At 71.7% G+C, this 26,134-nt stretch carries 23 protein-coding genes and 3 pseudogenes; 18 read left to right on the top strand and 8 right to left on the bottom strand.

Features of this window, described 5'->3' with window-relative positions; all coding sequences use genetic code 11:
* Positions 1 to 18: 18 nt before the first annotated feature.
* Positions 19 to 1,122, top strand: a complete 1,104-nt coding sequence (locus E1286_RS22345) for a cytochrome P450 (protein ID WP_223190252.1) — start codon at positions 19 to 21, stop codon at positions 1,120 to 1,122.
* Between the two features lie 71 nt (positions 1,123 to 1,193).
* Here the strand turns inward: E1286_RS22345 and E1286_RS22340 are convergent, their stop codons facing one another.
* Complete coding sequence (locus tag E1286_RS22340) at positions 1,194 to 2,189, bottom strand: NAD-dependent epimerase/dehydratase family protein (protein ID WP_132615390.1); 996 nt, start codon at positions 2,187 to 2,189, stop codon at positions 1,194 to 1,196.
* 180 nt (positions 2,190 to 2,369) lie between these two features.
* Between E1286_RS22340 and E1286_RS22335 the strand changes: the two genes are divergently transcribed.
* From E1286_RS22335 to E1286_RS22320, 4 genes are read left to right on the top strand one after another with little or no spacing between them, the layout of a single operon-like run.
* Positions 2,370 to 3,269: an ABC transporter ATP-binding protein gene (locus E1286_RS22335; RefSeq protein WP_132615389.1), complete on the top strand. Its 900-nt coding sequence runs from the start codon at positions 2,370 to 2,372 to the stop codon at positions 3,267 to 3,269.
* A 14-nt stretch (positions 3,270 to 3,283) separates the two neighbouring features.
* Positions 3,284 to 3,979: an ABC transporter permease gene (locus E1286_RS22330; protein WP_132615388.1), complete on the top strand. Its 696-nt coding sequence runs from the start codon at positions 3,284 to 3,286 to the stop codon at positions 3,977 to 3,979.
* A gap of 4 nt (positions 3,980 to 3,983) precedes the next feature.
* Positions 3,984 to 5,156 carry a sensor histidine kinase gene (locus E1286_RS22325; protein ID WP_132615387.1) on the top strand — a complete coding sequence of 391 codons (1,173 nt, stop codon included), beginning with the start codon at positions 3,984 to 3,986 and terminating at the stop codon, positions 5,154 to 5,156.
* On the top strand, positions 5,149 to 5,790 hold the full coding sequence (locus tag E1286_RS22320; RefSeq protein WP_132615386.1) for a response regulator: 642 nt from the start codon (positions 5,149 to 5,151) through the stop codon (positions 5,788 to 5,790). The genes E1286_RS22325 and E1286_RS22320 overlap by 8 nt, the downstream gene beginning before the upstream one ends.
* Positions 5,791 to 5,884: 94 nt before the next feature.
* Here E1286_RS22320 and E1286_RS22315 read toward each other — a convergent pair whose 3' ends face one another.
* Entirely contained in the window at positions 5,885 to 6,226 is a 342-nt protein-coding gene (locus tag E1286_RS22315; RefSeq protein WP_132615385.1) for a histone-like nucleoid-structuring protein Lsr2, read from the bottom strand.
* A gap of 723 nt (positions 6,227 to 6,949) precedes the next feature.
* Between E1286_RS22315 and E1286_RS22310 the strand changes: the two genes are divergently transcribed.
* The 5 genes and pseudogenes from E1286_RS22310 to E1286_RS22295 all read left to right on the top strand — a co-directional run bounded on the left by E1286_RS22310 (position 6,950) and on the right by E1286_RS22295 (position 9,687).
* Entirely contained in the window at positions 6,950 to 7,816 is an 867-nt protein-coding gene (locus tag E1286_RS22310; protein WP_132615384.1) for an alpha/beta fold hydrolase, read from the top strand.
* 145 nt (positions 7,817 to 7,961) lie between these two features.
* A pseudogene (locus E1286_RS22305) lies at positions 7,962 to 8,075 on the top strand (oxidoreductase); the annotation flags it as partial.
* A 65-nt stretch (positions 8,076 to 8,140) separates the two neighbouring features.
* Positions 8,141 to 8,467 (top strand): annotated as a pseudogene (locus E1286_RS52095) (aldo/keto reductase); the annotation flags it as partial.
* 107 nt (positions 8,468 to 8,574) lie between these two features.
* Positions 8,575 to 9,243 (top strand): annotated as a pseudogene (locus E1286_RS49330) (aldo/keto reductase); the annotation flags it as partial.
* Between the two features lie 27 nt (positions 9,244 to 9,270).
* Entirely contained in the window at positions 9,271 to 9,687 is a 417-nt protein-coding gene (locus tag E1286_RS22295; RefSeq protein WP_132615382.1) for an SRPBCC family protein, read from the top strand.
* A gap of 3 nt (positions 9,688 to 9,690) precedes the next feature.
* Here the strand turns inward: E1286_RS22295 and E1286_RS22290 are convergent, their stop codons facing one another.
* Positions 9,691 to 10,164, bottom strand: coding sequence for a MarR family winged helix-turn-helix transcriptional regulator (locus E1286_RS22290; RefSeq protein WP_223190250.1), 474 nt, complete (start codon positions 10,162 to 10,164; stop codon positions 9,691 to 9,693).
* Positions 10,165 to 10,271: 107 nt separating this feature from the next.
* Between E1286_RS22290 and E1286_RS22285 the strand changes: the two genes are divergently transcribed.
* The 3 genes from E1286_RS22285 (at position 10,272) to E1286_RS22275 (ending at position 16,155) form a co-directional block, all read left to right on the top strand.
* Positions 10,272 to 10,832: an NADPH-dependent FMN reductase gene (locus tag E1286_RS22285; protein ID WP_132615381.1), complete on the top strand. Its 561-nt coding sequence runs from the start codon at positions 10,272 to 10,274 to the stop codon at positions 10,830 to 10,832.
* Positions 10,833 to 11,031: 199 nt separating this feature from the next.
* Complete coding sequence (locus tag E1286_RS22280) at positions 11,032 to 14,982, top strand: metallophosphoesterase (protein ID WP_165969851.1); 3,951 nt, start codon at positions 11,032 to 11,034, stop codon at positions 14,980 to 14,982.
* A 60-nt stretch (positions 14,983 to 15,042) separates the two neighbouring features.
* Positions 15,043 to 16,155, top strand: a complete 1,113-nt coding sequence (locus tag E1286_RS22275; protein WP_132615379.1) for a HupE/UreJ family protein — start codon at positions 15,043 to 15,045, stop codon at positions 16,153 to 16,155.
* Here E1286_RS22275 and E1286_RS22270 read toward each other — a convergent pair.
* Complete coding sequence (locus tag E1286_RS22270) at positions 16,127 to 17,107, bottom strand: hypothetical protein (protein ID WP_132615378.1); 981 nt, start codon at positions 17,105 to 17,107, stop codon at positions 16,127 to 16,129. The two genes, E1286_RS22275 and E1286_RS22270, sit on opposite strands and share 29 nt — an antisense overlap.
* Before the next feature lie 130 nt (positions 17,108 to 17,237).
* Here E1286_RS22270 and lepB point away from each other — a divergent pair, with 130 nt between their 5' ends.
* Both lepB and E1286_RS22260 read left to right on the top strand, forming a co-directional pair.
* Positions 17,238 to 17,588: a signal peptidase I gene (gene lepB, locus E1286_RS22265; protein ID WP_132615377.1), complete on the top strand. Its 351-nt coding sequence runs from the start codon at positions 17,238 to 17,240 to the stop codon at positions 17,586 to 17,588.
* A 108-nt stretch (positions 17,589 to 17,696) separates the two neighbouring features.
* Positions 17,697 to 19,034 (top strand): TrkH family potassium uptake protein, encoded by a 1,338-nt coding sequence (locus tag E1286_RS22260; RefSeq protein ID WP_132615376.1) that lies wholly within the window; start codon positions 17,697 to 17,699, stop codon positions 19,032 to 19,034.
* On the opposite strand, the gene E1286_RS22255 is transcribed toward E1286_RS22260, so the two are convergent.
* Positions 19,024 to 19,992 carry a S41 family peptidase gene (locus E1286_RS22255; protein ID WP_132615375.1) on the bottom strand — a complete coding sequence of 323 codons (969 nt, stop codon included), beginning with the start codon at positions 19,990 to 19,992 and terminating at the stop codon, positions 19,024 to 19,026. The two genes, E1286_RS22260 and E1286_RS22255, sit on opposite strands and share 11 nt — an antisense overlap.
* Positions 19,993 to 20,001: 9 nt before the next feature.
* The gene (locus tag E1286_RS22250; RefSeq protein ID WP_132615374.1) at positions 20,002 to 20,709 is read right to left on the bottom strand and encodes a GbsR/MarR family transcriptional regulator; all 708 of its coding nucleotides are present in this window, start codon (positions 20,707 to 20,709) and stop codon (positions 20,002 to 20,004) included.
* 156 nt (positions 20,710 to 20,865) lie between these two features.
* On the opposite strand from E1286_RS22250, the gene E1286_RS22245 reads away from it, so the two are divergent.
* The 3 genes from E1286_RS22245 to E1286_RS22235 all read left to right on the top strand — a co-directional run bounded on the left by E1286_RS22245 (position 20,866) and on the right by E1286_RS22235 (position 24,712).
* Complete coding sequence (locus E1286_RS22245; protein WP_132615373.1) at positions 20,866 to 22,776, top strand: DUF418 domain-containing protein; 1,911 nt, start codon at positions 20,866 to 20,868, stop codon at positions 22,774 to 22,776.
* 70 nt (positions 22,777 to 22,846) lie between these two features.
* On the top strand, positions 22,847 to 23,503 hold the full coding sequence (locus tag E1286_RS22240) for a TetR/AcrR family transcriptional regulator (RefSeq protein WP_223190248.1): 657 nt from the start codon (positions 22,847 to 22,849) through the stop codon (positions 23,501 to 23,503).
* A gap of 9 nt (positions 23,504 to 23,512) precedes the next feature.
* Positions 23,513 to 24,712, top strand: a complete 1,200-nt coding sequence (locus E1286_RS22235; RefSeq protein ID WP_132615371.1) for a cytochrome P450 — start codon at positions 23,513 to 23,515, stop codon at positions 24,710 to 24,712.
* Here the strand turns inward: E1286_RS22235 and E1286_RS22230 are convergent, their stop codons facing one another.
* Positions 24,713 to 25,885 (bottom strand): MalY/PatB family protein, encoded by a 1,173-nt coding sequence (locus tag E1286_RS22230; RefSeq protein WP_246075040.1) that lies wholly within the window; start codon positions 25,883 to 25,885, stop codon positions 24,713 to 24,715.
* Positions 25,882 to 26,134: mycothiol transferase (locus tag E1286_RS22225; RefSeq protein ID WP_132615370.1), on the bottom strand; the 253-nt coding region annotated here is incomplete at its 5' end. The genes E1286_RS22230 and E1286_RS22225, both read right to left, overlap by 4 nt.

The following is a 26,134-nucleotide window of genomic DNA, read 5'->3' as shown; positions in this document are numbered from 1 at the left end:
GGGCTCAGCATGGGCGGCGTGGACGATGACGCGCGCAAGATCCGCCGGCCCGCCCCCCACGACGGCTGCCCGGTGCGGCAGGCCGGCGACGGCACGTGGCAGGTGACCGGGTACGCCCAGGCCCGCGCGGTGCTGCGCGGCGACGGCACCGTCCAGGCCGGGCTCGGCGTCGAGACGGTCGAGAAGCTGCCCGCCCGGGTGCGGCGCCCCGTCCTCTACCGCGACGGGCCCGAACACCGCGAGCACCGCCGGCAGACGGCGAAGTACTTCACACCGCGCCGCGTGGACGAGCACTACCGCGATCTGATGGCCGAGGTCGCCGAACGCCAGCTCGCGAAGCTGCGGGCGGCGGGCGAGGCCCCGCTGCCGGAGCTGAGCTTCGGGATGGCGATCGAGGTGGCGAGCGCGATCATCGGCCTCACCTCCAGCAGGCCGGGCCTCCGCGGCAGGCTGGAACGGTTCTTCCCCGAGAAGTTCGGCCGGCCCGGCCTGACCAGCGTGCACGGGCTCTACTGGCTGGTCAGGCAGAACGTCAACTGGTTGCGCTTCCACCTGGCCGACGTGCGCCCGGCCGTGCGCGCCCACCGCCGCGAGCCGCGCGACGACCTCATCTCCCACCTGATCGCCGAGGGCTGCTCGGACGCCGAGATCCTCGGAGAGTGCCTGACCTTCGCCGCGGCCGGCATGGTGACCACCCGCGAGTTCATCTGCGTCGCTGCCTGGCACCTGTTCACCGACGAGGCTCTCCTGGAGCGCTACCGCGCCGCCGACGAGCCCGGCCGCCTGGCCGTCCTGCACGAGATCCTGCGGCTCGAACCCGTCGTCGCGAAGCTGCGCCGCCGCACGACTGCGCCGCTCGAACTCGACGGCGATGACGGTCCGGTCACGGTGCCGGCGGGCGCGCTGATCGACGTGTACGTGGACGCGGCCAACACCGACCCGTCGGGCGTCGGCGCGCAGCCGCTGGCGATGTGCCCCGGCCGCCCCGTCGACGGGGCCGCGCTCTCCTTCGGCGACGGCCCGCACCGCTGCCCGGGGTCCGGCATCGCCTGGAGACGGACGTCTTCCTCACCCGGCTGTTCGCCCTCGACGGCGTGCGCATGGCGGCGACGCCGCGGGTGACGTTCGCCAACGACATCGGCGGCTACGAGATCCGCGACCTCACGGTGAGGCTCGCGAGCGCGACCTGACGGTCAGGCTCGGCCGGCGAGCGCGGCCAGCAGGTCGCTTTCGCGGGCGGCGCTGAGGCCGGCGCGGCGGGGCCGGTCGAGGCCCTGCTCCCGCTCCCACGCCAGCAGGTCGGCGAGCAGCTCGGCCCGCGGCCGATGGCGCAGCCCCGCCGCCAGCGCCGCCGCGCCCGAGCGGGCCGACCAGCCCTTCCAGCCGGGATCGACCTGCCACATCGGCAACGACTCTGGCCCCATGTACTCGGCGACGCCCTGCCGGAGCAGCCAGTCCGGGTCGGCCGGCACGACGGGGCCGGTGTGGCCCGCGACGGCGCGGCACCGCTCCACCCACTCCCCGAACGTCACCACGGGCCCGACCGTGTTGTACGTGCCGGTCGTGCCGTTCTCGGCGCAGTCGAGCAGCCAGGCGGCGAGGTCGCGGACGTCGATCACCTGCGTGGGCACCTCGGGCGAGTCGGGCACCAGCAGGGGCCCGTGCGGGTCACGGGCGGCCCGCGCCACCCAGTAACCCGAGCGCCCGCTGTGGTCGCCGGGCCCGCCGATCAGCCCGGCCCGCGCGATGACCAGGCGGTCGCCCACCGCCTCGGCGGAGGCGAGCTCGCAGGCGACCTTCGCCTCGCCGTACAGCTCGCGGTCCACCTCGTCGCGGTCGGTCGGCTCCAGCAGGGGCGTGCTCTCGTCGGCGCCCGGCACGCCGTGGGAGGCGTACGCGTTGCCGGAGGACACGTACGTCCAGTGGCCCGCACGGCCGGCCAGGGCCGCGAGCGCGCCGCGCACCATGCCGGGCTGCCACGACACCTCGACGACCGCGTCCCACTCCCGGTGACGCACCCGCTCGTATGCGCCGGCCGCCCGCCGGTCGGCGACGACCAGCTCCGCGCCGTCGGCCACCGCCCCGCTCTCGCCCCGCGCCAGGCAGGTCACCGCGTGACCGCGCCCGACCGCCTGCCGAGCCACCTCACGGCCCAGCCACGCCGTGCCACCAAGAAGGAGAAGGTCCATGGACGAACCCAACCACCCCGCACGACGCCACTCCTAACGGGTTCGCACCCGGCGTAAACCAGCACGGATCGGCTCGCGGCGGCATCCACCGAACGGTGGATTCGGGAACCAGCAACATCGGCCGCCGAGTGTGGCCGGCGGGCCGATTCGCGGCGGGCGCGGGTGCACGACGCTTGAGTCATGACAGTCATCGACGTCACAGACCTCCGCAAGGGGTACGCCGGCCGCACCGTCCTCGACGGGGTGTCGTTCTCCGTGGAAGCGGGCGAGATCTTCGGCATCCTCGGCCCCAACGGCGCCGGCAAGACCACCACCGTCGAGTGCGTCGAGGGCCTGCGCCGACCCGACGGCGGCTCGGTCCGCGTGCTCGGCCTCGACCCGTTCACCGACGGCCGCGCGCTGCGTGAGCAGGTCGGGGTGCAGCTCCAGCACACCCAGCTGCCGGAGAACATCAAGGTGTGGGAGGCCCTCGACCTGTACGCCTCCTTCTACGCCAGGCCGCGCGACTGGCGCGGCCTCCTGGAGGAGTGGGGCCTCGCGGACAAGCGGGACGCCCGCTTCGGCAAGCTCTCCGGCGGCCAGCGGCAGCGGCTGTTCATCGCGCTGGCACTGGTCGGCGATCCACGGGTGGCCTTCCTCGACGAGCTCACCACGGGCCTCGACCCGCAGGCCCGCCGCGTCACCTGGGAGCTGGTCAAGCGGATCCGCGACAACGGCGTGACGGTGGTGCTGGTCAGCCACTTCATGGACGAGGTGGAGGAGTTGTGCGATCGCGTCGCCGTCCTCGACCAGGGTCGCGTCGTCGCCCTCGACACCCCGGCCGGGCTCGTCGGCGGGGAACAGCGGATGCGGTTCACGCTGATGGCGGGCGACTCCGTGCCGGGCCTCGACGGGCTGCCCGGCGTGACCGGCGTGACCAGGACGGGCGATCGGGTGGTCGTCACCGGCAGGGGCGACTTCGCCCCGGCGGTGACCGCCCATCTCGCCCGCCACCGGGTGACGGTCAGCGACCTGCGCATCGACCGGCGCACCCTCGACGACGCGTTCGCCGCACTGACCGGCCGATCCTTCACCAACTGACAGGGGACACCACCATGACCAAGCTCGCCGTCGTCGAGTTCAAGCTGCTCGTCCGGGAACCCGGTGCGGTGTTCTCGCTGCTCATCCCGCTGTTCATCCTGGTCGTCTTCGGCAGCTCGATCCAGCCGGGCGACACCGTGCTGCTGCCGATCGCGCTGGCGATCGCCGTGGGCCTCGTCGGCCTGTACATGTTGCCCACCACCTTGGCCACCTACCGCGAGCGCGGCATCCTGCGCAGGATGTCCACCACCCCGGCGCGGCCGGTGAACCTGCTGGTGGTGCAGGTGCTCCTGCAGCTCGTGCTCGCGCTGGCCGCCTGCGGCCTGCTGCTCGCCGTCGCGGGCGCCGTCCTCGGCGCGCACCTGCCCACACGGGTGCTGCCCGGCGTGCTCACCTTCCTCCTCGGTACGGCCGCCATGTTCGCCATCGGCCTGCTCATCGCCGCCCTGGCGCCGAACGGCCGGTCCGCGAACGGGATCGGCGTGCTGCTGTACTTCCCGCTGGCGTACCTGGCCGGACTCATGCAGCCCCCGAGCCAGATGCCCGCTATCGTGGCCGCTGTCGGGGAGTACACCCCTATGGGCGCTTTCCGGCTGTCCATGCAGGACGTCTGGGCGGGCGGCGTGCCCGATCCGCTGCCGCTGGGCGTGATGGCCGCGTACGCGCTGGTCGTCAGCGTCGCGGCGGCCAGGTTCTTCCGCTGGGAGTGAGCGTATGAGCGGCCGGCTCGACCGATCGGAACGGCTCCTCGGGCGCCTGATGGCCGCCGCGCCGTACGCGCTGCTCGCGGTCTCCGCCGTGCTCACCCTCGGCACGGAGGGCCCGTCCTGGGGCATGCTGGGCCTCGCCGCGCTCGCGGCGGCCTGGCTGCGGCTCGCGCCCGTGGACGCCGTGCCCCGCGCGGTCTACGTGACCGGGCTGGTGCTGCTGATCGGGGCGCTGTGCACGCAGGCGGTGTGGTTCGCGAGCTTCTTCGGCTTCGTCGGATACCTGCACTCGTGGCACTACCTGAAGGGCGCCTGGCGGTTCGCCGGGGTGAGCGCCACGGCCGTGATCAGCGTCCTGACGTACTACGGCGGGTTCCCCGCGACACCGTCGGCCGGCCTGGGCCAGGTGTTCCTCACAGCGGCGATCGTGGGCGCGGTCGGCCTGTTCAGCTTCGTCGGCGAGATCACGGCCGAGCGGAGCGCCGAGCGCGAGCGCATGGTGGCGCGCCTGGAGGCGGCCATGGCGGAGAACGCGGGCCTGCATGCCCAACTGCTGGTGCAGGCCCACGAGGCGGGCGTGCTGGACGAACGGCAGCGCATGGCGGCCGAGATCCACGACACCCTGGCCCAGGGACTCACCGGCATCATCACCCAGCTCCAGGCGGCCCGGCAGGACCCGGACTGGCGGCGGCGCGTGGACCTCGCGATCGGACTGGCGAAGGAGAGCCTGGCCGAGGCGCGGCGGTCGGTGCACGCGGTCGGCCCAGGCCGGCTGGAGGCGGCGCCGCTGCCCGACGCGCTGGCGGCGGTCGCCGCCCAGTGGGGCGAGCTGCACGGCGTGCGAGCGGATTTCACCGTCACTGGTACGGTCCGTCCCATGCATGTGGAGGTGGAGGAGACACTGCTGCGCACGGCGCAGGAGGCCCTGGCCAACGCGGCCAAGCACGCCGCCGCCTCCCGGGTCGGGCTGACCTTGTCGTACATGGAGGACGTGGTGACCCTGGACGTCCGCGACGACGGCGCCGGCTTCGACCCCGAACGCGTCCGCGACGGCGGCGGCTTCGGGCTGACCTCGATGCGCAAGCGGGTGAGCCGGCTGGCCGGCAGCCTGCAGATCGAGTCGGAGCCGGGCGCGGGCACCGCGATCTCGGCGAGCGTCCCGGCGGTGGCGCGTGGCTGAGACCCCCATCCGGCTGGTCATCGCCGACGACCACCCCATCGTGCGCGACGGGCTGCGCGGCATGTTCGCCGGCGACCCGAGGTTCGAGGTGCTCGGCGAGGCGGCGGACGGCGCTCAGGCCGTCGAGCTGGCCCGGGTGGTGCGGCCCGACGTGATCCTCATGGACCTGCGCATGCCCGGCACCGACGGCGTCACCGCGATCAAGGAGCTGGCTCGGCTGGGCGTGCCGGCCCGCGTCCTCGTTCTCACGACGTACGACACCGACCGGGACGTCATGCCCGCCATCGAGGCGGGTGCCACCGGTTACCTGCTCAAGGACACCGGCCGCGACGAGCTCATCCGCGCCGTCCGTACGGCGGCGCGCGGCGAGGCCGTGCTCTCCCCGTCGGTCGCCACCCGGCTGCTCGGCCAGGTCCGCGCCCCCGCCGACCCGCTGAGCGCGCGCGAGCTGGAGATCCTCCGTCTCATCGCCGGGGGCGCCACCAACCGGGAGGCCGCCGCGCGGCTGTTCATCAGCGAGGCCACCGTGAAGAGCCACGTGCTGCACATCTACGCCAAGCTCGGCGTCAACGACCGCGCCGCCGCCGTGGCCGCCGCCTTCCGCAGCGGCCTGCTCACCCTCGACGACGACTGATCGCGCGCGGAAGAGCCGCTGCCAGGTCGCGTGCCCCCACCCTCCTCCCGCCGCGAGAGAACTGACGGAAGGCGGGCCGCTGGAGGGCGGTCGGTCAGTGGGCGGCTTCGTACTGCTTGACGACGCTGGCGGCGATGCGGCCGCGTTCGCTCACCGGCAGGCCGTTGGCGCGGGCCCACCGCCGGATCTCGGTGGACTTCTCGCGGCTCAGGGCGCGGCTCGACCCGGCGGCGGCGCGCCTGCCGCGCACCCCCTTCTCGGCACGGACGGCGCGAGCCTTGGTGATGTACGGCGCGAGCGCCTTCTCCAGCTTCTCCCTGTTCTTGCCCGACAGGTCGATCTCGTAGGTCGTGCCATCGAGAGCGAACGTTGTGGTCCCCTCGGCTTCACCGCCGTCGATGTCATCGATAAAGGATTCAACGATGCGCTTGGCCATGATGGTGCTCCAATTAACGTCAAGGATGCAGGTACTGTAGCGCCCTTCAGCACATCATGCATCGCGCGGGGGGTTACCTCCGGTCGAAATGCAAGCCCGCGAACTGATCCGGCACCACGAACTCCTTCGTCCATGTGTGACAATTCTCGCGCCCCGCGACCCGGCATTCCCGTTGTGACGTCCCGTGCACGCGGCGTGGCGAGCCGGTCGGCACGGGCCGCACACTGCCGTCGCCACCAGGTCATAGGCCCGTGACAAGGGCGGCGAGAACCGTGCTCGCCAGCGGCGATGGAGATCGTCTCCCCTCGCCGCCGAGGCCGCCGCCGCGATGGGCGCCGGGCGCCGCCGCGACGGCCGCGGACGCCGCGGCGACGGCGCGGATTGCGGTCACGGCCGGTTTCCGCTTCGGTCTCAATGGCGATACGGTCCCCCCTGTTGAAACAGAATTCAAGGGTTCTCCCGGCGGCATTGACATTGGCCCGTCGCGCTGACCGCAGCCGGGCCCGCACTCGTACGACAGTGACGCAACGGAATGCCCGCGCCACAGGGGAATGCGCGCCCCACGGGCTTTAGCCGTCCGCTACCCCGACGCGTGCCGCATGGTGGTGATGTGTCCCAGGCTCGCTGGAAACGGTCTATTAATGACGTGTCGGAGTGGGCGGCGATGAGTTCCGGTGCTCCCGCGGGTCCGCATTCGCGGAGCATCGAGAAGGAGAGACCCCCATGACTGAGGCCAAGACCCGCACCATCGAAGTGCCCGGCGCCGTCCTGCACTACGACGTCCGCGAGGCCGCGTCGGCGACCGCGCCGGCCCTGCTGATGATCGGATCGCCGATGGACGCGAGCGGGTTCACCGCCCTGGCGGCCCGCTTCACCGACCGCACGGTGGTGACGTACGACCCGCGCGGCATCGGGCGCAGCACGCGGACCGACGGCGTCGCCGAGTCGACGCCCGACCTGCACGCCGACGACCTCCACCGGCTGATCACGGCGCTCGGCGTCGGGCCGGTCGACGTCTTCGCCAGCAGCGGGGGCGCCGTCAACGGCCTGGCGCTGGTGGCCCGCCACCCCGAGCAGGTGCGCACGCTCGTCGCCCACGAGCCCCCGGCCGTGCGGGCGCTGCCCGATCGGGAGAACGCCCTGGCCGCCGTGGCGGACATCCGCGGCACGTACGACAAGGAGGGCTGGGGGATGGCGATGGCGAAGTTCGTCGCGGTCACCGGCCTGCGCGGCGAGATCCCCGCGAACCTCGCCGACCTGCCGGTGCGGAGCCCCGCCGAGCTGGGGATGCCGGCGGAGGACGACGGCTCGCGCGACGACGGCATGTTCGGCCAGAACATCATGACCTGCACGCACTACGAGCCCGACTTCGCGGCGCTGCGCGCGGCCTCCACGCGCGTCGTCGTCGGCGTCGGCGCCGAGTCGGAGGGGGAGCTGGCCCACCGCGCGGGCGTGGCCGTCGCCGAGCGGCTCGGCACGAAGCCCGTGGTCTTCCCCAGCCACCACGCCGGGTTCATGTCCGGCCAGTTCGGCATGGAGGGCGAGCCGGACGCCTTCGCCGCCACGCTCCGCTCGATCCTGGACGCGTAACCCGCGTACGGCCAAGTGCGGCTCATCATGGCGCAAAGCCCGCATTGTCGATCTCCACGGGGAAAGCCTCGAACCCACGGAATGTGGTGAAAGAGGCAGGTGGTTCGCGACATGGTCCACTACGGCGTGACGAAGACGGCTCAGCCGGCCCGCCGAGGTGGCGAGCCTGATCGCGTACGCGCTCTCCGACCAGGCCGCGGCCACCACCGGCGCGGCACTGAGCGTCGACGGCGGTCTGATCCCGACGATCATCCCCTGAGCCAGGGGCCGGGTTGAAAGCGGCATATCCCCAGCTCAAAGCGCGTCGCCCTCCGTCCGGACGGCATGAGGACGTGCGTAATGTGGGTCGTGTGGACCCGGGCCCGGCGGGAGAACCGCCGGTCCACGCCCTTGACGACATGGAGAGAGGCCACCGTCATGAGCATCGGCTCCTTGCTGCCCGGCGACCACGGGCTCGGCACCGCGCCACTCGGCAACATGTACCGCGCCATCCCCGAGGACGAGGCCCGCGCCACCATGGAGGCCGCGTGGGACCAGGGCGTCCGCTACTTCGACACGGCCCCCTTCTACGGCGCCGGGCTGGCCGAGATCAGGCTCGGCGAGGTCCTGTCCACGCACCCGCGCGACGCGTACGTGCTCAGCACCAAGATCGGCCGGGTGATCCTGGACGAGCGGGAAGACCCGGCCGCCCGTGACCTGGGCGACAAGGGGGGCCTGTTCTCGCACGGCCGTCCCAACAAGATGGTCAACGACACAGCGCCGACGCCACCCGCCGCTCCATCGAGGACAGCCTCAAGCGGCTGCGCACCGACCGCCTCGACATCGTCTGGGTGCACGACATCGCGCAGGACTTCTGGGGCGACGCATGGCCGGCCGCCTTCGAGTCGGCCCGCACCGGCGCCTTCCGCGTGCTGCAGGGGCTGCGCGACGAGGGCGTCATCAAGGCGTGGGGCATCGGCGTCAACCGGGTCGAGCCGCTGGAGCTCACCCTCGGCCTGGACGAGCCCGGACCGGACGCCTTCCTGTGCGCCGGCCGCTACACGATCCTCGACCACGAGCACGCGCTGCAGCGCATGCTGCCCATGGCCGTCGAGCAGGGCGTCGACATCGTGGTCGGCGGGCCGTACAACTCGGGGGTCACCGCCGGGGGCGGCCACTTCGAGTACCAGCCGGCCTCCCCGGAGGTCCTGGCGAAGGTCGAACGCCTGCGGGCCGTGGCCGCGCGGCACGGTGTCAGCGTCAAGGCCGCCGCCCTGCGGTTCTCGCTGGCCCACCCGGCCACCGTGGCCGTCATCCCGGGTGCCTCGCGGCCGAGCCGCATCGCCGAGGACGTCGCCGCACTGCGTGAGAACGTGCCGGCGGCGTTCTGGGCCGAGTTGCGCGAGGACGGGCTCATCGCGCCCGACGCCCCGGTGCCCGGAGCGTGAACCCACCAGGTTTCCAGGAGAACGGCCATGGCCAGCACCTTCGCATCCATCGACCTTCCCGTCTCGCCCGACCGGGTCTGGCGGCTCATCGGCGGCTTCGACTCGCTGCCCGACTGGCTGCCGTTCGTCACCTCCAGTGAGCTCGGCGAGGGCGGGCGGGTGCGGCGGCTGGTCACGGGGCAGGGCGACACCATCGTCGAGCGCCTGGAGACCTTCGACGACCAGGCCCGCACCTACAGCTACTCCATCGTCGAGGGGCCCTTCCCGGTGAGCGCGTACCACTCCACCCTCGCGGTGCATCCCGCGGACGAGGGGGAGTGCTGCCACGTGGAGTGGTCGGGCACCTTCACCCCGGACGGCGCCGGCGAGGAGGAGGTCGTCGCCCTGTTCAACCGGATCTACACCGACGGCCTCGACGCGCTGAAGCGCGCCCTCGGGGTCTGATCCTCAGCGCGGCGCGCACGACGCGTTCACGCGCTCCAGCAGGCGCGTGCACTCCCGCAGGTCGAGGCCCTGAAGGTGGTCGAAGAGCCGACGGCGCACGGCGGTCAGATGCGCCGGCCAGGCCTCCTCCAGGCGGGCGAGACCGGCGTCGGTGAGCACGGCGTTCCAGCCCCTGCCGTCGTCCGGGCACTTGATCCGCTGGACCAGCCCCTGACCCTCCAGCCGGGTCACGATCCGGGTCATACCGCTGAGGGACATGTCGACGGTCTCGGCCAGAGCGCTCATGCGCAGCCGCCTGCTCGGCGCCTCGGACAGGTGCATGAGCGTCTGGTACTCGATCAGCGGGAGCTGGTGCTGGCGCACCATTTCCTGGTCGATGGCCCGGGGCAGCGTGATGAGCGCCCTGGCCAGGGCACGCATGAAGGACTCCTCGTCGGGAGTGAGCGGTCGCAGGTGCTCCGGTGTGACGGTGCTCATGATCCCAGCGTATTTGCTTGACAAAGAAAGTACAACGCCGTTTTACTTGCTGCGCGTAGCAAAGTTCTACCCTCACCGAGGGATCGACATAAATGGGAACCACTTCGTTGACCAGGATCGGAATCATCCTCGGCAGTACCCGCCCGGGGCGTAACGGCGAGGCCGTGGCGCGCTGGGTCCACGAGATCGCCTCCAAGCGTGACGACGCGGAGTACGAGCTCGTCGACTTGCTCGACTACAAGCTGCCGCACCTGGATGAGCTCGCCATGCCGATCATGGGGCAGTACTCGCAGCCCCACACCTTCGAGTGGGCCCGGAAGATCGACTCGTTCGACGGCTTTGTGATCGTGACGCCCGAGTACAACCACGCGACCTCGGGTGCGCTGAAGAACGCGATCGACTTCCTGTACAAGGAGTGGACCAACAAGGCCGTCGGGTTCGTCGGCTACGGCGAGGTGGGCGGCGCCCGGGCCGTGGAGAACCTGCGGCTGGTCGCCGGCCAGCTCAAGATGGCCGACGTGGCCACAGCGGTCATCCTGACGTTCCGTGAGGACTTCGAGAACTACAGCGTCTTCACGCCCGGCGAGCACCAGACCGGCGCGGTGAACGCCGTGCTCGACGACGTCGTGGCGTGGAGCAAGGCGCTCGCCCCGCTGCGCGCCGTCTGAGCGCGCGCCCGCCGCACAGCGGGGGCAGGTGCGGCGGGCGCGCACGTGAAACGCCGCGGAAAGCCAGTCGGGGGCGCTTTCTGCGGCGGTTTCCGTCCCCTTCAGTCCCTCCACACATCACGTTCATCCGGGCGCTCCATCGTGGCTAGCCGCCTGATCAACATGAACGTGAGTGAAGGGACTGCATCTGATGCAGCCAATGGCAGCACGACTCCTGGGCGGCTTATGCCGCAGGGGGCGCCTGGTCACGGCCGCCGGGATCGCGGCGCTGCTCGTCAGCAGCCTCGTGACCGCGGCGCACGCCGACCCGGTACAGCAGGGCAGGGGACGGCCCACCCCCACGCCGACCGGTACGGCGACTCCTCCCGCGCTCACCCCCGCCGACGGCTCGTTCCTGGAGGGGACGGCGAAGGTCGCGGCGGTCCCGGCCACGGCCGGTGACAGCGTCACCGCGCTCGCGGTGGACGACAAGAGCCTCGACGCCACCCGTACGGTGGGCGTCTCCAAGCTGAGCTTCGACGTCGGCTCCAACTCGGTCGAGGCCCGCTACCACAGCTACGTGCTGGTGAACGGCGCCTACCGCAGCGACATCGGCGACTTCGTCAACGAGCGCGCCACAATGGAGATCCCCAACGAGCACCTGGTCAAGGGGGAGAACACCGTCGAGATCGTGGTCGGGGCGATCGACAGCTCGTGCGGCTCCAACTACGACGACTACGTGCTGTCCGACGTGGGCCTCGAACTGCTCGGCGAGGTCGCCGACGGCGAGGAGAACCCGTACACGCTCTCCTTCGGCGACGGCAGCTGCGGCACGAACACCACGCTGCTCAAGCGCGCCACCCTGAAGTTCTTCACCCAGTCCGACCCGCGGGGCACCACCGGCCTCAGCGCGGACCTGGACACCGCCACGCTGTCCAACGGCGAGCACGCCATCACCGCGACCACCGCGGCCGGCGTCACCGTCACGCACACCGTGACCGTGAACAACGCCCCCGCGGGCGCGCCGCGCGTGGAGCCCACGGACGGCACGCTCGTGGCGGGCGTCAAGCCGGTCTTCGCCTCGCTCCCGGCGACCGGGACGGGCGGCGTCGAGTCCCTCACCGTCGACGAGGAGGAGCCGCCCGCGAAGGCCACCCTCGGCGACGGCGCCGCGACATTCGGCTTCGACGTGGGCGCCGACTCGATCGACGACCGCTACGACGACTTCCTGCTGGTCAACGGCAAGCGCATCGACCTCGGCGGCTCGTACGCGAACCAGCGGGTGACCGTCGCGATCCCGGCCCGCCACCTCGTGCCGGGCGACAACACGATCAAGGTCGTCACCGGCGACTACCGGGAGTCCTGCGGCGACGGCCGCGACGACTTCACCATCGGCGACGTGGAGCTCGCTCTCGACGGCGCCGAGGTGACCGGCCAGGACGTCAAGCCCTCGTACGAGATGGGCGACGGCACCTGCGGCAGCAGCGAGACCGCGCTGCGCGAGGCCGAGCTGCGCTACACGATCGAGGCCCCGGCCGTGCGCGTCACGCGGACGCTCGGCTCCGGCGAGGCCACCCTCGGCTTCGACGTGGCCACCAACTCGATCGAGGCCCGCTACCAGAACCACGTGCTGGTCAACGGTCAGAAGGTAGTGCTCGACGGCGACTTCGTCAGCACCCGCGTGAACCTGCCGATCCCGAACGAGTACCTGGTGACCGGCTGGAACACGATCGACTTCGTGGCCGGCACCTACCCGACGTCGTGCGGGAACAACCGCGACGACTTCACGATCTCCAACATCACGCTGACCCCGGCGGCGGGCACGGCCGCCGGCCAGATGCTCAAGTCCTCCTACAGCATGGGCGACGGCAACTGCGGCGACAACGTGAACCCGCGGACCGAGATCGACCTGCAGTTCCTGGTGGAGGCCCCGGCCCGCGGCCTGCGCGCCGACGTCGACACGGCCGCGCTCAAGGACGGCAGGCACACCATCGCCGCGACGTCGGCCTCGGGCGAGACCGCCACCCGCGTGCTGATCACCGACAACTCCGCGCCGGAGGTGGCGAGGAGCGTCCCCGCCGGCGGGGAGAAGATCACCGCCTCGGTCGTGCTGGACGTCGCGCTGGAGGACGCCTCCGGCGTCGTGTCCGGCCCCGACGTCAAGCTCGACGGGCAGCCGGTCGAGCTGGGCGCCCAGATCGGCCCCGGGTTGAAGGCCGGCCGGCACACGCTGGCGGTGTCCGGCGCGGACGGGCTCGGCAACACCACGGCCCGCGAGGTCGTGTTCGAGTCCGCGGGCATCCCGGACGCGCCCGCCGAGGTGAGCCCGGCCTCGGGCAGCACCGACGTGTCGGGTTCCGTCACGCTCTCGGCGAAGGTGGCCGAGCCGGACGGCGGTGAGGTGACGGCCACGTTCTCGGCGGCCGAGATCCTCACCCCGAACCAGGCCTACCAGGGCACGTCGGCGTCCGTGCCGTCGACCCTGGAGGTCGAGGGAGAGCGGAAGGTCAAGGCCGAGGGGCTGGAGCCCGCCGACGGCCGCACCCTCGCCGCGCCCTCCGGCCAGGAGATCGTCTACCAGCGGTTCGACGTGCAGGTGAAGGACCATGTGGACGCCCCGGTGCTGCGCTGGGAGGGCGTCGCCGACCCCGAGCGGCTGGTGTCGCTACGGGTGTGGAACACCAGGTCCGAGGCGTGGGACCTGCTGACCAGCGCCCGCGGCGCCGCCGACGGCGAGACCGTGCTGACGTCGGTCGTGGACGCCGACCACATCGACAGGCAGCGGGTGCACGTCATGGTGACGGGCGAGGACCCGTTCGCCGACGACATCGACGCGGGCGACCGCAACGGCTTCGACGACCCCGCCTCGTACGACTTCTCGATCGCGCACTTCACCGACACGCAGTACCTCTCCGAGGGCGCGGTGGAGCAGGAGACGGCCGAGGAGCGCGCGGTGTGGGAGTCGGCCTACGCCGGCATCGTCAACTGGATCAAGGACAACAAGGACCAGCGGAAGATCTCCTACGTCGCCCACACCGGCGACATCATCGAGAACAACATCCGCAAGCCCGCCGACGAGGCCATGCAGCGGCAGGTCGTGGGCGAGATGGAGGTGTCGTCGAAGCAGCAGAAGGTACTGGACGACGCCGGCATCCCGAACGGCGTCATCGCCGGCAACCACGACAACCAGTCGGGCACCGAGAACGGCCCCGACGCGATCTACAACAAGTACTACGGCCCCGAGCGCTACCAGGACGGCTCGCAGGGCTGGCAGCACGCCGAGTACGGCGGCCCGTGGCGGGAGGGCGACAACCAGAACCACTACGACCTGTTCTCGGCCGGTGGCCTGGACTTCGTCGTGGTCGGCCTGTCGTACGGCGTGACGCGGGAGGAGGCCGAGTGGGCCGACTCCGTCTTCAAGAAGTTCCCGAACCGCAACGGCATCCTGCTCTCGCACGACTACCTCGTGCCGAGCACCAGCCCCGACGGGCGCGGCGCCGGATTCTCCGCCCCCGACGGCTCGATGCTCTACAAGACCGTGGTCGAGAAGAACCCGAACGTCTTCCTCATCCTCGCCGGCCACGAGCACGGCGTCGGGACGAACGTGAAGCCGAAGGTCGGCCAGGTCGGCAAGGGCGTCGTGGAGCTGCTCGCGGACTACCAGTTCTACACCGTCTCGGCCGACCGTCTCGGCCTCACCGAGATCGGCGGGTACAACCCGGACGACCAGCTCCAGTTCGGCGCGAGCTTCCTGCGCCTGCTGCAGTTCGACGTCAAGCGGTCCGAGATGAGCGTGGACACCTACTCGCCGCTGCTCGACGAGTTCGGCGCCACCGAGTACGACCCGCTGCACCGCTACGACGGGCGCGAGGACACCATGGTGCTGCCGGTCGACCTCACCACTCGGACGACGACGTTCCAGACCGACTCGCTGGCGCTCTACAACGCCACGCGGACCATCGGCAAGAGCAAGGTCGCCTCCGGCCAGGTCGCCTCCGTCACCTGGGACCGGCTCAAGCCCGACACGGCCTACGCCTGGTTCGTCACGGCGCGTTCGGCCGGCGGCGGCGTGACCGCGTCCGAGCCGAGCGTGTTCGTGACGAAGGACGCGCACGGGCGCCCCGGTAAGTGGGACTCCGGCTCGCCCATGTACCGCTGGTTCACCCGCTAGCCGATCACACCGCCGTCCCGGATCCCGGTCCGGGGCGGCGGCCTCTCCCCAGGAGCGACCATGTCCCGCAGCCTGCTCGCCGCCGTCCTCGCCGTCCTCTTCTGCGGCGCGGCGGCCGCCCCGGCGGCGGCGCACGACGCCACGACGAAGGCCCACGTGCGGGTCACCGGCACGAGCCCGGACGTCACCGCCGTGCTCGAACTCGAATACGACCTGCTCATGAAGTCGGCCTGGCTCTACGCCGAGGCCTACGAGGCCAAGGAGCGGACGGAGCAGCTCCGCCAGCTGGCCGTCAACCGCGACGCGGTGACCGAGTACGTCACCCGCCGCTTCGCCCTCGCCTACGACGACCGGCCGTGCGCGCCCACCCTGGCCCGCGACGCCGACGTGCGCGTGCGGGATGAAGCGGCCTTCGCGGTGCTGACGTACGCCTTCGACTGCCCCGGCGAGGCCGGGGGCGGCCACGCGATCTCCAGCGCGCTCTTCCCCGACGCGGAGAGCTTCGTGCACAGCACGGAGACGCTCGTCCGCTACGACCTCGACGGCAGGAAGGGCTCCGCGGTGCTGGTCGCCGAGAGCCCGACGCTGCGGGTCGGCGAGCGTGAGGCGACGGCCCAGGCCGGCGAGTTCCTGATGCTCGGCGCCGAGCACCTGCTGAGCGGGCTGGACCACATCCTCTTCCTGCTCGCCCTGCTCATCGGCGCGCGGCGGCTGCGCGACGTCGTCGTCACGGCCTCCGCCTTCACCGCGGCCCACAGCATCACCTTCCTGCTGGCGGCGATGGGCGTCGTGGACGTGCCCGGAGCCGTGGTCGAGCCGGTCGTCGCGGCGTCGATCGCCGTCGTCGCGGTCGCCAACCTGCTCGGCCGGCAGGAGGACCGGCTGGGCAGGTGGCGGCTGCCGATCGTGTTCGCGTTCGGCCTGGTGCACGGGCTGGGCTTCGCGGGCGCGCTCGACATCGACCGGAGCGGCTCGTGGGAGCTGCTGCTGTCGTTGCTGAGCTTCAACGTCGGCATCGAGCTGACCCAGCTCGCGCTCATCGCGGTGCTGTTCCCGCCGCTGGTGCTGCTGCGCCGGACGCCCTCGGCCCGATGGGCGCTCGCCGCGCTGTCGGCGCCCATCGTCGCGGTCAGCCTGTACTGGTTCATCGACCGGATCCCGCTGCCGCTGTGACGTGCCTGCCCGAAGGACGCGCGACGGCCAGGACCAGCGCCGTCGCGGTGGCCACCAGCCCCGCGAGGGCGGCCGCGGCCGTCAGGGTCAGGGCGTCGGGCTGGAGGAGCGACTGGCCGCGCTGCGCCTGCCAGAGCACCAGCCCCGTGAGCCCCGCGTAGCCGAACGCGGCGACGACCACCAGCGCCGTCCTGGTCGCCGCGCCCGCCAGGGCGGTGAAGCGGCGGGAGAGCAGCCGCAGGCCGATCGCGACCAGCGGCAGCACCTGGAGGGCGTGCAGGCCGACGAAGTGCGCCACCCGCAGGTCGCCCGCGCCCGTCTCCCAGCCGGTGACCGGCATGGCGGCGCCGCCGTCGGGCGCGCCCACGCTGTGCGCGCCGATCACGTCCAGGCTCATCCCGTCCGTCAGCGCCTGCGCCTGGTCCGGCGTCGGGGCCGTCATCAGGTAGCCGACGGACATCCCGGCCAGGGAGACGGCCAGCCCCAGCGGGATCGCCCAGGCCATCGGCCGATCGACCCGCCGCTGCGCCACCAGCAGCACCCCCAGCGCGAACGTCAGCGCCCACCCCAGGTACGCGGCCCCGCCCATGACCATGAAGACCGTCTCGTCCAGCGGTGTGGAGACGTTGTAGTGGCTGCGCACGCCGCGCGCGGCCTGGAAGACGATGGCCGAGATCTCCGGGACGACGAACCCGCCCACGACGACCGTGCCCAGCCACCACAGCGCCCGCCGGAAGCGCCCGGCCAGGCCGACCATCCACGCCAGCGTGATCGCGTACAGGCCGAAGGACACCGCGAACTTGACCGGTTTCAGCCACACCGCCTGACCCAGGAGCGTCCGGTCATCGACCGCGAGGCCGATCACGCTGACGGCGGCCAGCACCGCCATCGCCGCCGCGCAGGCCGTGAGCGGCCCGTGCCAGTGCTCCCGCCGCTGCCGCAGGATCTCCATGATGACTCCCTCTCATCGACTGGTTCCAGCCTCGCGGCGGACAAAGGCGCAGGCCAGAGACCTGATCACGAGCACGGCATGACATCTTCACGAACCGGACTTCTTACGGCGGAAGCACCGAGACGGCGCCGTGATCTTCGCGCCCCGCCGGGAGGACGTCATCGTCTTCGACGCGCCCGCGTACTGGCATTCCGGCGGCTCCGGGCGCCCCCAGGTCTCGCGGGTCATCGGGGTGCCCGGTGCCGAGGTGGAGTGCTGCGACGGGAGCGGACGGCTGCTGGTGGACGGCGCGCCCCTGGAGGAGCCGTACCTGACGGAGCCGGCCTCCAAGCTGAAGTTCCGGATCCGGGTGCCGCAGGGCCGGATCTGGGTCATGAGCGACCACCGCCACATCTCCCGCGACTCCCGCTACCACCAGGGCGACGGCGGAGACGGCACGATCGCCGTCTCCGACGTCATCGGTGTGGTGGACCTGCCGTAGCGGCCGCGTCAGGGGTCGTCAGCGTCCGCTCAGGGAGCGCTGTTAGGGTGTGCCCCGGTCTTCGGCCGGTCCGGTGTGGGCCGGTCCCGTGGCCGGAGGAGAAGGATCATGGGGCGCGCATTCCTGTTCTGGCATCCCTCGCAGGTCGTGGTGCTCGGCTTCGGCGCGGCCGTGACGGTCGGCACGGTCCTGCTCATGCTCCCCGCGGCCACCACGTCGGGGGAGTCGGCGGGCTGGCTGGTCGCGCTGTTCACCGCCACCTCCGCCGCCTGCGTCACCGGGCTGGCCGTCGTCGACACCGAGTCCCACTGGTCGACCTTCGGCGAGGTGGTGATCGCCGGGCTCATCCAGGTCGGCGGGCTCGGCATCATGACGCTGGCCACCGTGTTCACGGTGATCATCTCCGGCCGGATCGGGTTACGCGCGAAGGCGTTCGCGCAGGCGGAGACCAAGACGCTCAGCATGAGCGACATCCGGGTGGTCGTCAGGAAGGTCGTGCTGTTCAGCCTGGGCTGCGAGGCGGTCATCGCGACGGTGCTCGCCGGGCGCTTCTGGCTCGGGTACGACGAGTCCTTCGGCCGCGCCCTCTACCTCGGCTTCTTCCACGCGGTCTCGTCGTTCAACAACGCCGGGTTCGCGCTGTGGCCGGACAACCTGATGCGGTTCGTGGCCGACCCGTGGATCTGCCTGACCATCGCGGTCGCGGTGATCATCGGCGGGCTGGGGTTCCCGGTCGTGTTCGAGCTGGTCAAGCACTGGCGCCACCCGCGCCGCTGGTCGGTGCTCACCAGGGTCACCGTGGTGGTCACGGCGGTGCTGCTCGTCGGCGGCACTCTCGTCCTGCTCGGCACCGAGTGGCACAACCCGAGGACGCTCGGCCCGCTCGACGACGCCGGCAAGTTCCTGGCCGCCTTCTTCGCCGCCGTGATGCCGCGTACCGCGGGCTTCAACAGCCTCGACATCTCGCAGATGTACCCGACGAGCTGGCTGGCCACCGACCTGCTGATGTTCATCGGCGGCGGCAGCGCCGGCACGGCCGGCGGCATCAAGGTCACCACGTTCGGGCTGCTGGCGTTCGTGGTCTGGGCCGAGATGCGCGGTGAGCCGCAGGTGAACGTGGGTCACCGCCGGCTGCCCGAGGCGGCCCAGCGGCAGGCGATCTCGCTCACCCTCGTCAGCATGGCGCTGGTGGCGGTCTCGACGTACCTGCTGCTGGCGCTCACCCCGCACAGCCTCGACCGGGTGCTCTTCGAGGTGGTGTCGGCCTTCGGCACGGCCGGCCTGTCGACCGGCATCACCGCCGACACCGGGGTGGCCGGCCACCTGCTGCTGGTGCTGCTCATGTTCATCGGCCGGACGGGGCCGCTCACTTTGGGCTCGGCCCTCGCGCTGAAGGACCGGACCCGCCGCTACCAGCTTCCGGAGGAGCGGGTCATCATCGGCTGAGCTCCTGCTCGCCGAGCGCACGGCGGGCCTCGCCCGCCACGACCCGCCGGTAGCCCTCCTCGCCGAGCCCCAGCACATGCTCCAGCGCCAGCGTGTACGCGTGGTCGAACGCCTTGTCGGCCGGCACCTCGATGTCGGGCACCACGCCCACGCCCTCCCAGTTGGTGCCCGTCACGGGATTGATCGCGCGGCCGGTCGGGATCGCCGACTTCAGGTGCGGGCCGACCCGGTGGCGCCCGCCCGGATGGGCGCCGCCCCTGGTGCGCTCGCCCACCACCGTGGCCCGGCCGCGCGTCTGCAGGTCGTAGGCCAGCTCCTCCGCGCCGGAGAACGTCTCGGGACCGGTCAGCACGTAGATCGGCTTGTCGGGGCCGAAGCGCGGACCGGGCACGTACGGCAGCGTCCAGAACTGCATGGTCTCGCCGCTCGGACGGTCGTAGATCGAGTTGAGATGCGTCTGCGGCCAGCCGGTGGCGAACAGGTACGAGCAGATCAGGCTCACCATGCCGGGCGCGCCGCCCCTGTTGCGGCGGACGTCGAAGAGCAGCACGTCGGTGTCGGCGACCAGGGTCATGGCGGCCGCCGCACGCTCGCCCGCCATCTCCGGAGCGTGGAACAACCTCGTGTCGAGATAGCCGACGTTGCCCGGCAGGCGTTCGACGCGGGCGACGCCGTAGCCGGACAGCGCCATCTCCTGCCGGTACGCCTCCAGGTCGAAGGCGTCGTGCTCGATCACCTCGTCCACGCTGTGCAGCAGCCGCAGATGCTTGTCGCCGTTGACGGTCTGCAGGTCGGCGGTGACCGCGGCGGCGAAGTCCTCGTCGGTCTCGATCTCCGCGTACGCGCCGCCGGCCAGCCGCTCGCGGAGGACGTCCGCGATCTGCTCGGCCACGTCGGGGAAGACGTAGTGCTCCTGGAGCTGCGAGCAGAGGGTGGTGATCTGGGGAGTCCAATCCATCCGTGTACATTAGCCCGGCTTCGCGGCATGTGGGGGCTGGGTCGCGCGCCACTGCTCGGCCGCATCGATCATGGTGCGGAAGGTGTGGTCGAAGAACCGGCCGGCGTCCTCCAGCCGGGCGCCGGCGGGTGTGCCGGCGCCGAGCACCGCGGCTCCCCGGCGGGCGAGGTCGGCCAGCATGGCGTTCTGCCGGGCGCTCTCCAGCCAGGCGCGGAACCAGACGTCGGCGTCGATGACGTAGCGGTCGCGCCGACGGCGGGGATCGCGCTCGCGGCGGACCAGCTCCTGCTGTTCGAGCTCCCCGATGGCCTTGGAGACGGACGCGGGGCTGACTCCCAGGCGCCGGACGAGCTCGGCGGCGGTGAGCCCGTCGCCGTCGGCGAGGAAGAGGCTGGTGAGCACCCGCGCGGTCATGCGTGACAGCCCGGTCTGCGTCAGCGACTCGGTGAACTGCTCCGCCAGCTCGCGTACGGCTTCGGAACCGCGGCCGTCGGCGTCGGCGGCGGCGTCCCCACGGGCCCTGCGGCGGCGGCCGCGGGTCGCGTGCTCGGCCGCGTCGGCGAGGTAGCCCGCAGGGCCGCCGTTGCGGGCCACCTCGCGGGTGACAGTGGAGACCGGCCGGTCCAGGCGGGCGGCGATCTCGGTGTAGGAGAGCCCTTCGGCGAGGCCCTCGGCGATGCGCGTGCGGTCCTCGTGGGTGAGCCTGCCTCCCGGCATGGGCGTTCGTCTCCTCGGTGGTGCGTAGGGGAGACCAGTATTGCTTTCGACTCCAACTCATTGCAACATGCGGTCTTGCATTCGCGGGCATCTCATTGCAAATAACCAGGCATTTCGTTGACGATTTCGTGAAAGCAAAGTAGCTTTTCCGATGTGATGAACACGTACTATCGCGAATCTTCCGCGGCGCCCACCAGCGTCACGGCACGGTCGCTCGCGCCCGACCTGGCGCGGGGCTGCATGCTGCTGCTGATCGCCGTCGCCCACGCGCCCGCCTTCGCCGCCGACTGGAACGCCGGGCCTGCCGCGCTCGTCGCCGCCGCGAAGTTCCTCAAGTCCCTGCTGGCCGACAACCAGGCCCGCGACATGTTCGTCTTCCTGTTCGGTTACGGCCTCGGCCAGCTGGCCCACCGGCAGCTGGCCAGGGGCGGCGACTGGATCTCCACCAGGAAGCTGTTACGCCGCCGGGCATGGTGGCTGATCGTCATCGGCTTCGCGAACACGGTCCTGCTCGTGCCGATCGACGTCATCGCCGTCTACGGGCTGACCCTGCTGCTGCTCGCCCCCCTCGTCCGCGCCCGCGACGCCGTCCTGTGGCGGACGGCACTCGTGACGCTCGTCCCCGCGACCCTGCTGATGGCCTGGCAGAGCGTGACCGCCCAGGCCGGGCCGGTCACCATGGCGGCCTACATGGAGCCGACGTACGCCGCCCACCTGGTCGCGAACATTCCGTCCTGGCCGGTGGAAGCCGCCCTGTCCACGATCATGGTCGTGCCCGGCATGCTGGTGGGCGTCTGGGCCGCCAGACGCAGGATCCTCGACGAGCCGGAGCGGCACGGCAGGCTGCTCGCCTGGGTCACCGTGGCCGGGATCGGCCTGTCCGTGGCCGGGCGGCTCCCGGCGGCCCTGCTCGCGGCCGGCGCGTGGACGCCCCCGTCGGCCGGCGTCGCCTGGGCGGTCGCGATCGCCCACGACCTGACCGGATGGGCCGGCGCCGTCGGCCTGGCCGCCGCCATCGGGCTCGCCGCCACCAAGGCCAGGGGCGGCCGACTCACCGCGGCGCTCGCCGCGCTCGGCCAGCGGTCGCTGACGTTCTACCTCTTCCAGGCGGTGGTCTGGGTGGTCCTGTTCTATCCGTTCACGCTGGGTCTGAGCGACGACGTGAGCTTCGCCGCCACCTTCGCCGTCGCCGCCGGGGTGTGGCTGCTGTCGATCCTGCTGGCGGAGCTCATGCGCCTGGCCGGCCACCGCGGGCCGGCGGAGGTCCTGCTGCGCCGCCTGTCGTACGGCCGCCCTGAACTCTCAAGAAGGCGTATCGATCGGGGCCCGGCGCGTCAGGATTCCGTAGAGAAGGCGCTGCCACGGGGTGGCTCCGGCGGAGAGTGGAGAACACACGCTCAGGGGGAGACCATGACCATCGGCGCAGACCTCGTCGAGCCGCCCGGCACCGGCAACCGGTGCGGCCTCGGCATGGAGCAGTTCCACCATCCCCGTCCCGTCTGCCTGGGTGATCGGAGACGGCCGTGCCCGACGCCGCAGCGCAGGCGGCTCATGGCCGGGCTGACCGGGCGGGTGCTGGAGCTCGGCGCGGGCGACGGCGTCAAGCTCGCCTGCTACCCGCCCGCCGTGGACGAGGTCGTGCTCGTCGATCCCGACCCGTTCCTGCGCGCGGCGGCCAAGGCGGTCGCCGCCGACGTGCCGGTCGCGGTGCGCGTCCTCGACGGCGATCTGGCGCGGCTGCCCGTCCCCGACGCCTCCTGCGACGCCGTCGTCTGCTCGCTGACCCTGTGCCACGCCCCGGACGCGCGCGCGACGCTCGCGGAGGTGCGCCGCGTCCTGCGGCCGGGCGGCGAGCTGCGTTTCTACGAGCACCAGCGCTCCGGCATCCCGCCGGTGGCGCTGGCGCAGAGCCTGCTGACCCCGCTGTGGGCCCGCGTCTTCGGCGGCTGCCGCCTGGCCAGGGACGTGGTGGCCGAGCTGGGGCGCACCGGGTTCGCCGTGGAGAGCGTCGACCGCTTCGCCTTCCGCCACGTCGGGCACGTCCTCGGCGTCGCCCGCCCCGCTTGAAAGCGGCCGCCCCGCGGCGTACTGTGACTTTTGACCAGATTTCTTATCCAGTCAAAAGGTGGGACGAGTGGTGGAGCGGGCGGATCGGATCCTCGACGCCGCTGAAGAGCTGATCCTCCGGCACGGCTACCGGAAGGTCACGGTCGAGGACATCGCGGCCCGGGCCGGCGTGGGCAAGGGCACGGTCTATCTGCACTGGCGCACCAAGGACGAGGTGTTCGAGGCGCTCCTGCTGCGGGAGTCCATCGAACTGGTGGAGGAGTTCATCGAGATGATGCGCCGCGACCCGTCGGTGGTGCGGCCGCACCGTTTCGCCCGTGAGTCCCTGATCGCCATGAGCCGTAAGCCGCTGCTCAAGGCGATGTTCACCACCGACCTCGACCTGCTCGGCAAGCTGGCCGGCCACCGGCTGCGCAGCCACGACCTGCTGGCCGCCGAGCGCGTCTACGAAGTGTCCGATCGGTTCGGGCTGCTCAGGACGGACGTCCCCCACCGTTCGTACGCGATGACCGCCGCGCAGACCGGCTTCTACGTCTTCGACGGCCTCGAGAGCGGCGAGACGGAGCTCGACGTCGAGGCCAGGGCCGAGGCGCTCGCCTTCACCGTGCGGCAGGCCTTCGAGCCGGCCGCCGAGCCACCCGACGAGGTGCTCGCCGCGGCGGCGGAGGAATACATCTCGATCTTCCAGGAACTGATCCTGCCCTACCGCAAGTGGATCTACGACTAAGGAGAGGCGATGGCAGACATCGTCCAGCGGTACGACATCCCGAAGCAGCACACCTGGCTGCACGGGCCGCACACGGGGAAGCCGGTCGAGTTCGACGCCGGCGCCGGCATGTGGAACGTGTACGGCTTCCACGAGGCACAGGAGGTGCTCGGCGACCCCGGGGCGTTCTCCTCCGACACCATGCGCATCATCCCCAAGGAGATGCTGGCCTCCTTCGAGGACTTCTCCCTGGAAGGCTTCCTCACCCAGATCGACCCGCCCGAGCACGGCAAGCTGCGCAAGCTCGTCAGCAGCGCCTTCACCCGTAAGGTCGTCGCCGACCTCGAACCGCGGATCGCCGAGATCACCCGCGAGCTCCTCGACGCCGCCAGGGAACGCGACCGCTTCGAGCTGGTGACCGACCTGGCCTATCCGCTCCCCGTCATCGTCATCGCCGAGCTGCTCGGCGTCCCGGCCAGTGACCGCGCGCTGTTCAAGCGGTGGGCCGACGCGCTCTTCCAGCGCGAGGCCAAGGTCTCGCTCAACGAGCCGGACGCCGCCGCCGAGGCCGAGGTACAGGCCGCGATGAAGCCGTGGCGGGAGATGTCCGGCTACCTCCAGGCCCACGTCACCGAGCGCCGCCGCGCTCCCCGCGCCGACCTGCTCAGCCTGCTCGTGCAGGCCGAGGTGGACGGCGAGCGCCTGCCCGACGAGCAGGTGGTCAACTTCGCAATCATCCTCCTGCTGGCCGGTCACATCACCACGACGATGTTGCTCGGCAACACGGTGCTCTGCCTCGACGCCTTTCCCGAGCAGCAGGAACGGGTCCGGGCCGACCGGTCCGCGATCCCGGATGTGATCGAGGAGTCGCTGCGCTACTTCACCCCGTTCGCCGCGGTCGGCCGCTCCACCATGCGCGAGGTCGAGCTCGGCGACGTGACGATCCCCGCCGACCAGATGGTCATGGTCTGGCTCGCGTGGGCCAACCGCGATCCGCGGCAGTTCGCCGACCCGGCCGTCTTCGACCCCGGCCGCGACCCCAACCCGCACCTGGCCTTCGGCCGCGGCATCCACTTCTGCCTGGGCGCCCCTCTGGCCCGGCTGGAGGGGCGGGTCGCCCTCGACATCCTGCTCGACCGGCGCGAGGAGCTGCGCACCGATCCGGACGACCCTGTCCAGTTCATCCCCACCCCGACCATGACCGGCGTGCGCCGCCTCCCGTTGCTCTGATCAGGCGCGGACGGCCGTGGACAGGCGGCCGAGGATCTCGGTGAGGGTGGTGGCGCTGGTCGCGAAGTTGAGCCGGGCGAAGGACGCGGAGCCGACCGCGGTGTGCTGCGTGAACTCCGCGCCTTCGCTGAGCCTGACCCTCGCCAGGCGTTCCAGGCGGGCGGCGGGCTCGTCGGCGAGCGGCCCGCCGGAGAAGTCCAGCCAGCTCAGGTACGTGCCCTGCGGCGCTTGATGGCGGGCGTCCCACGGCAGGCCCGCCGCCCACTCGGCGACCAGGCCGCGGTTGTGCTCCAGCGTGCGCATCAGACCGGCCAGCCAGTCGTCGGCCTCCCGCCAGGCCGCCACCGTGGCGACCCGGCTGAGCACGCTCGGCGTGCCGAAGAAGTCGAGCGGGGCCTTCTCCAGCGAGGCGCGCACCCGGTCGTGGCCCACGTGCGCGACGGCGCAGCGCAGCCCCGCGATGTTGAACGCCTTCGTCGCCGAGGTCGCCGTGACCGTGCGCGCCGCGGCGGCCTCGCCGAGCGAGGCGAACGGCACGTGCCGGTGCGGCGCGTACACCAGGTCGGCGTGGATCTCGTCGGACAGCACCACCAGGTCGAGCTCCTCGGCCGCCGCCGCGAGCGCGGACAGCTCGGCGCGGGTCAGGACACGGCCCGTCGGATTGTGCGGGTTGACGACGACGAGCAGGCGGCAACCCTCCTCCCGCAGCCGGCCGGCCAGGTCGTCCGACGGCGGACGCCACCCGTCCGGCTCCCACGTCATCGGCAGCGGCACGATCCGCCGCCCCGCGCGGGCGATGCTGGCCAGGAACGGCGGATAAGCGGGGACGTGGATCGCCACGCCGTCTCCCGGCTCCGTGGCGTACTCGATCAGGACCTGGAGGATCTGCAACAGGTCGGTGAACACCCGCGTGCGCCCCGGCGCGGGACGCCACGCATGGCGCGTGGCCATGCGCTCCTCGAACGCCGCGACCACCGGGTCCTCGCCCGGCCAGTACGGGTAGCCGAAGTCCGCGCGCCGGGTGACGCCGATGACGGCCTCCTGCACGGCGGGCGGCACGCCGAAGTCCATGTCGGCGACCCAGGCCCCGATGGTGTCCGGCGGCAGGGAACCCCACTTGACGCCGTGGCCGGAGCGCAGTCGTGCCTCGTCGACGGTCTCGAAGGCGTTCACCTGGCCGCGTCCTTCCCGGCGAGGATGGCGTCGCGCAGGATCTCCATCTGGCCGTGGTGCTGGGCGAGCTCCTCGTAGACGTGCAGCAGCGCCGCCCCCTGGGTCAGCTCGCGATCGGGGCCGACGAACGCCGCCGGCGGCGTCCCCCGCAGCGGTCCCGCGGGAACGGCCGGGCGCACGTCCTCGGCGAGCCGGGCGTGTGCCGCCGCCACCTGCTCCAGCAGCGGGCCGACAGGGCCGGAGCTCGTG

The organism is Nonomuraea terrae (assembly GCF_004348995.1).
Classification (GTDB): Bacteria; Actinomycetota; Actinomycetes; order Streptosporangiales; family Streptosporangiaceae; genus Nonomuraea; species Nonomuraea terrae.
This window is presented reverse-complemented; position numbering and strand designations above follow the sequence as displayed.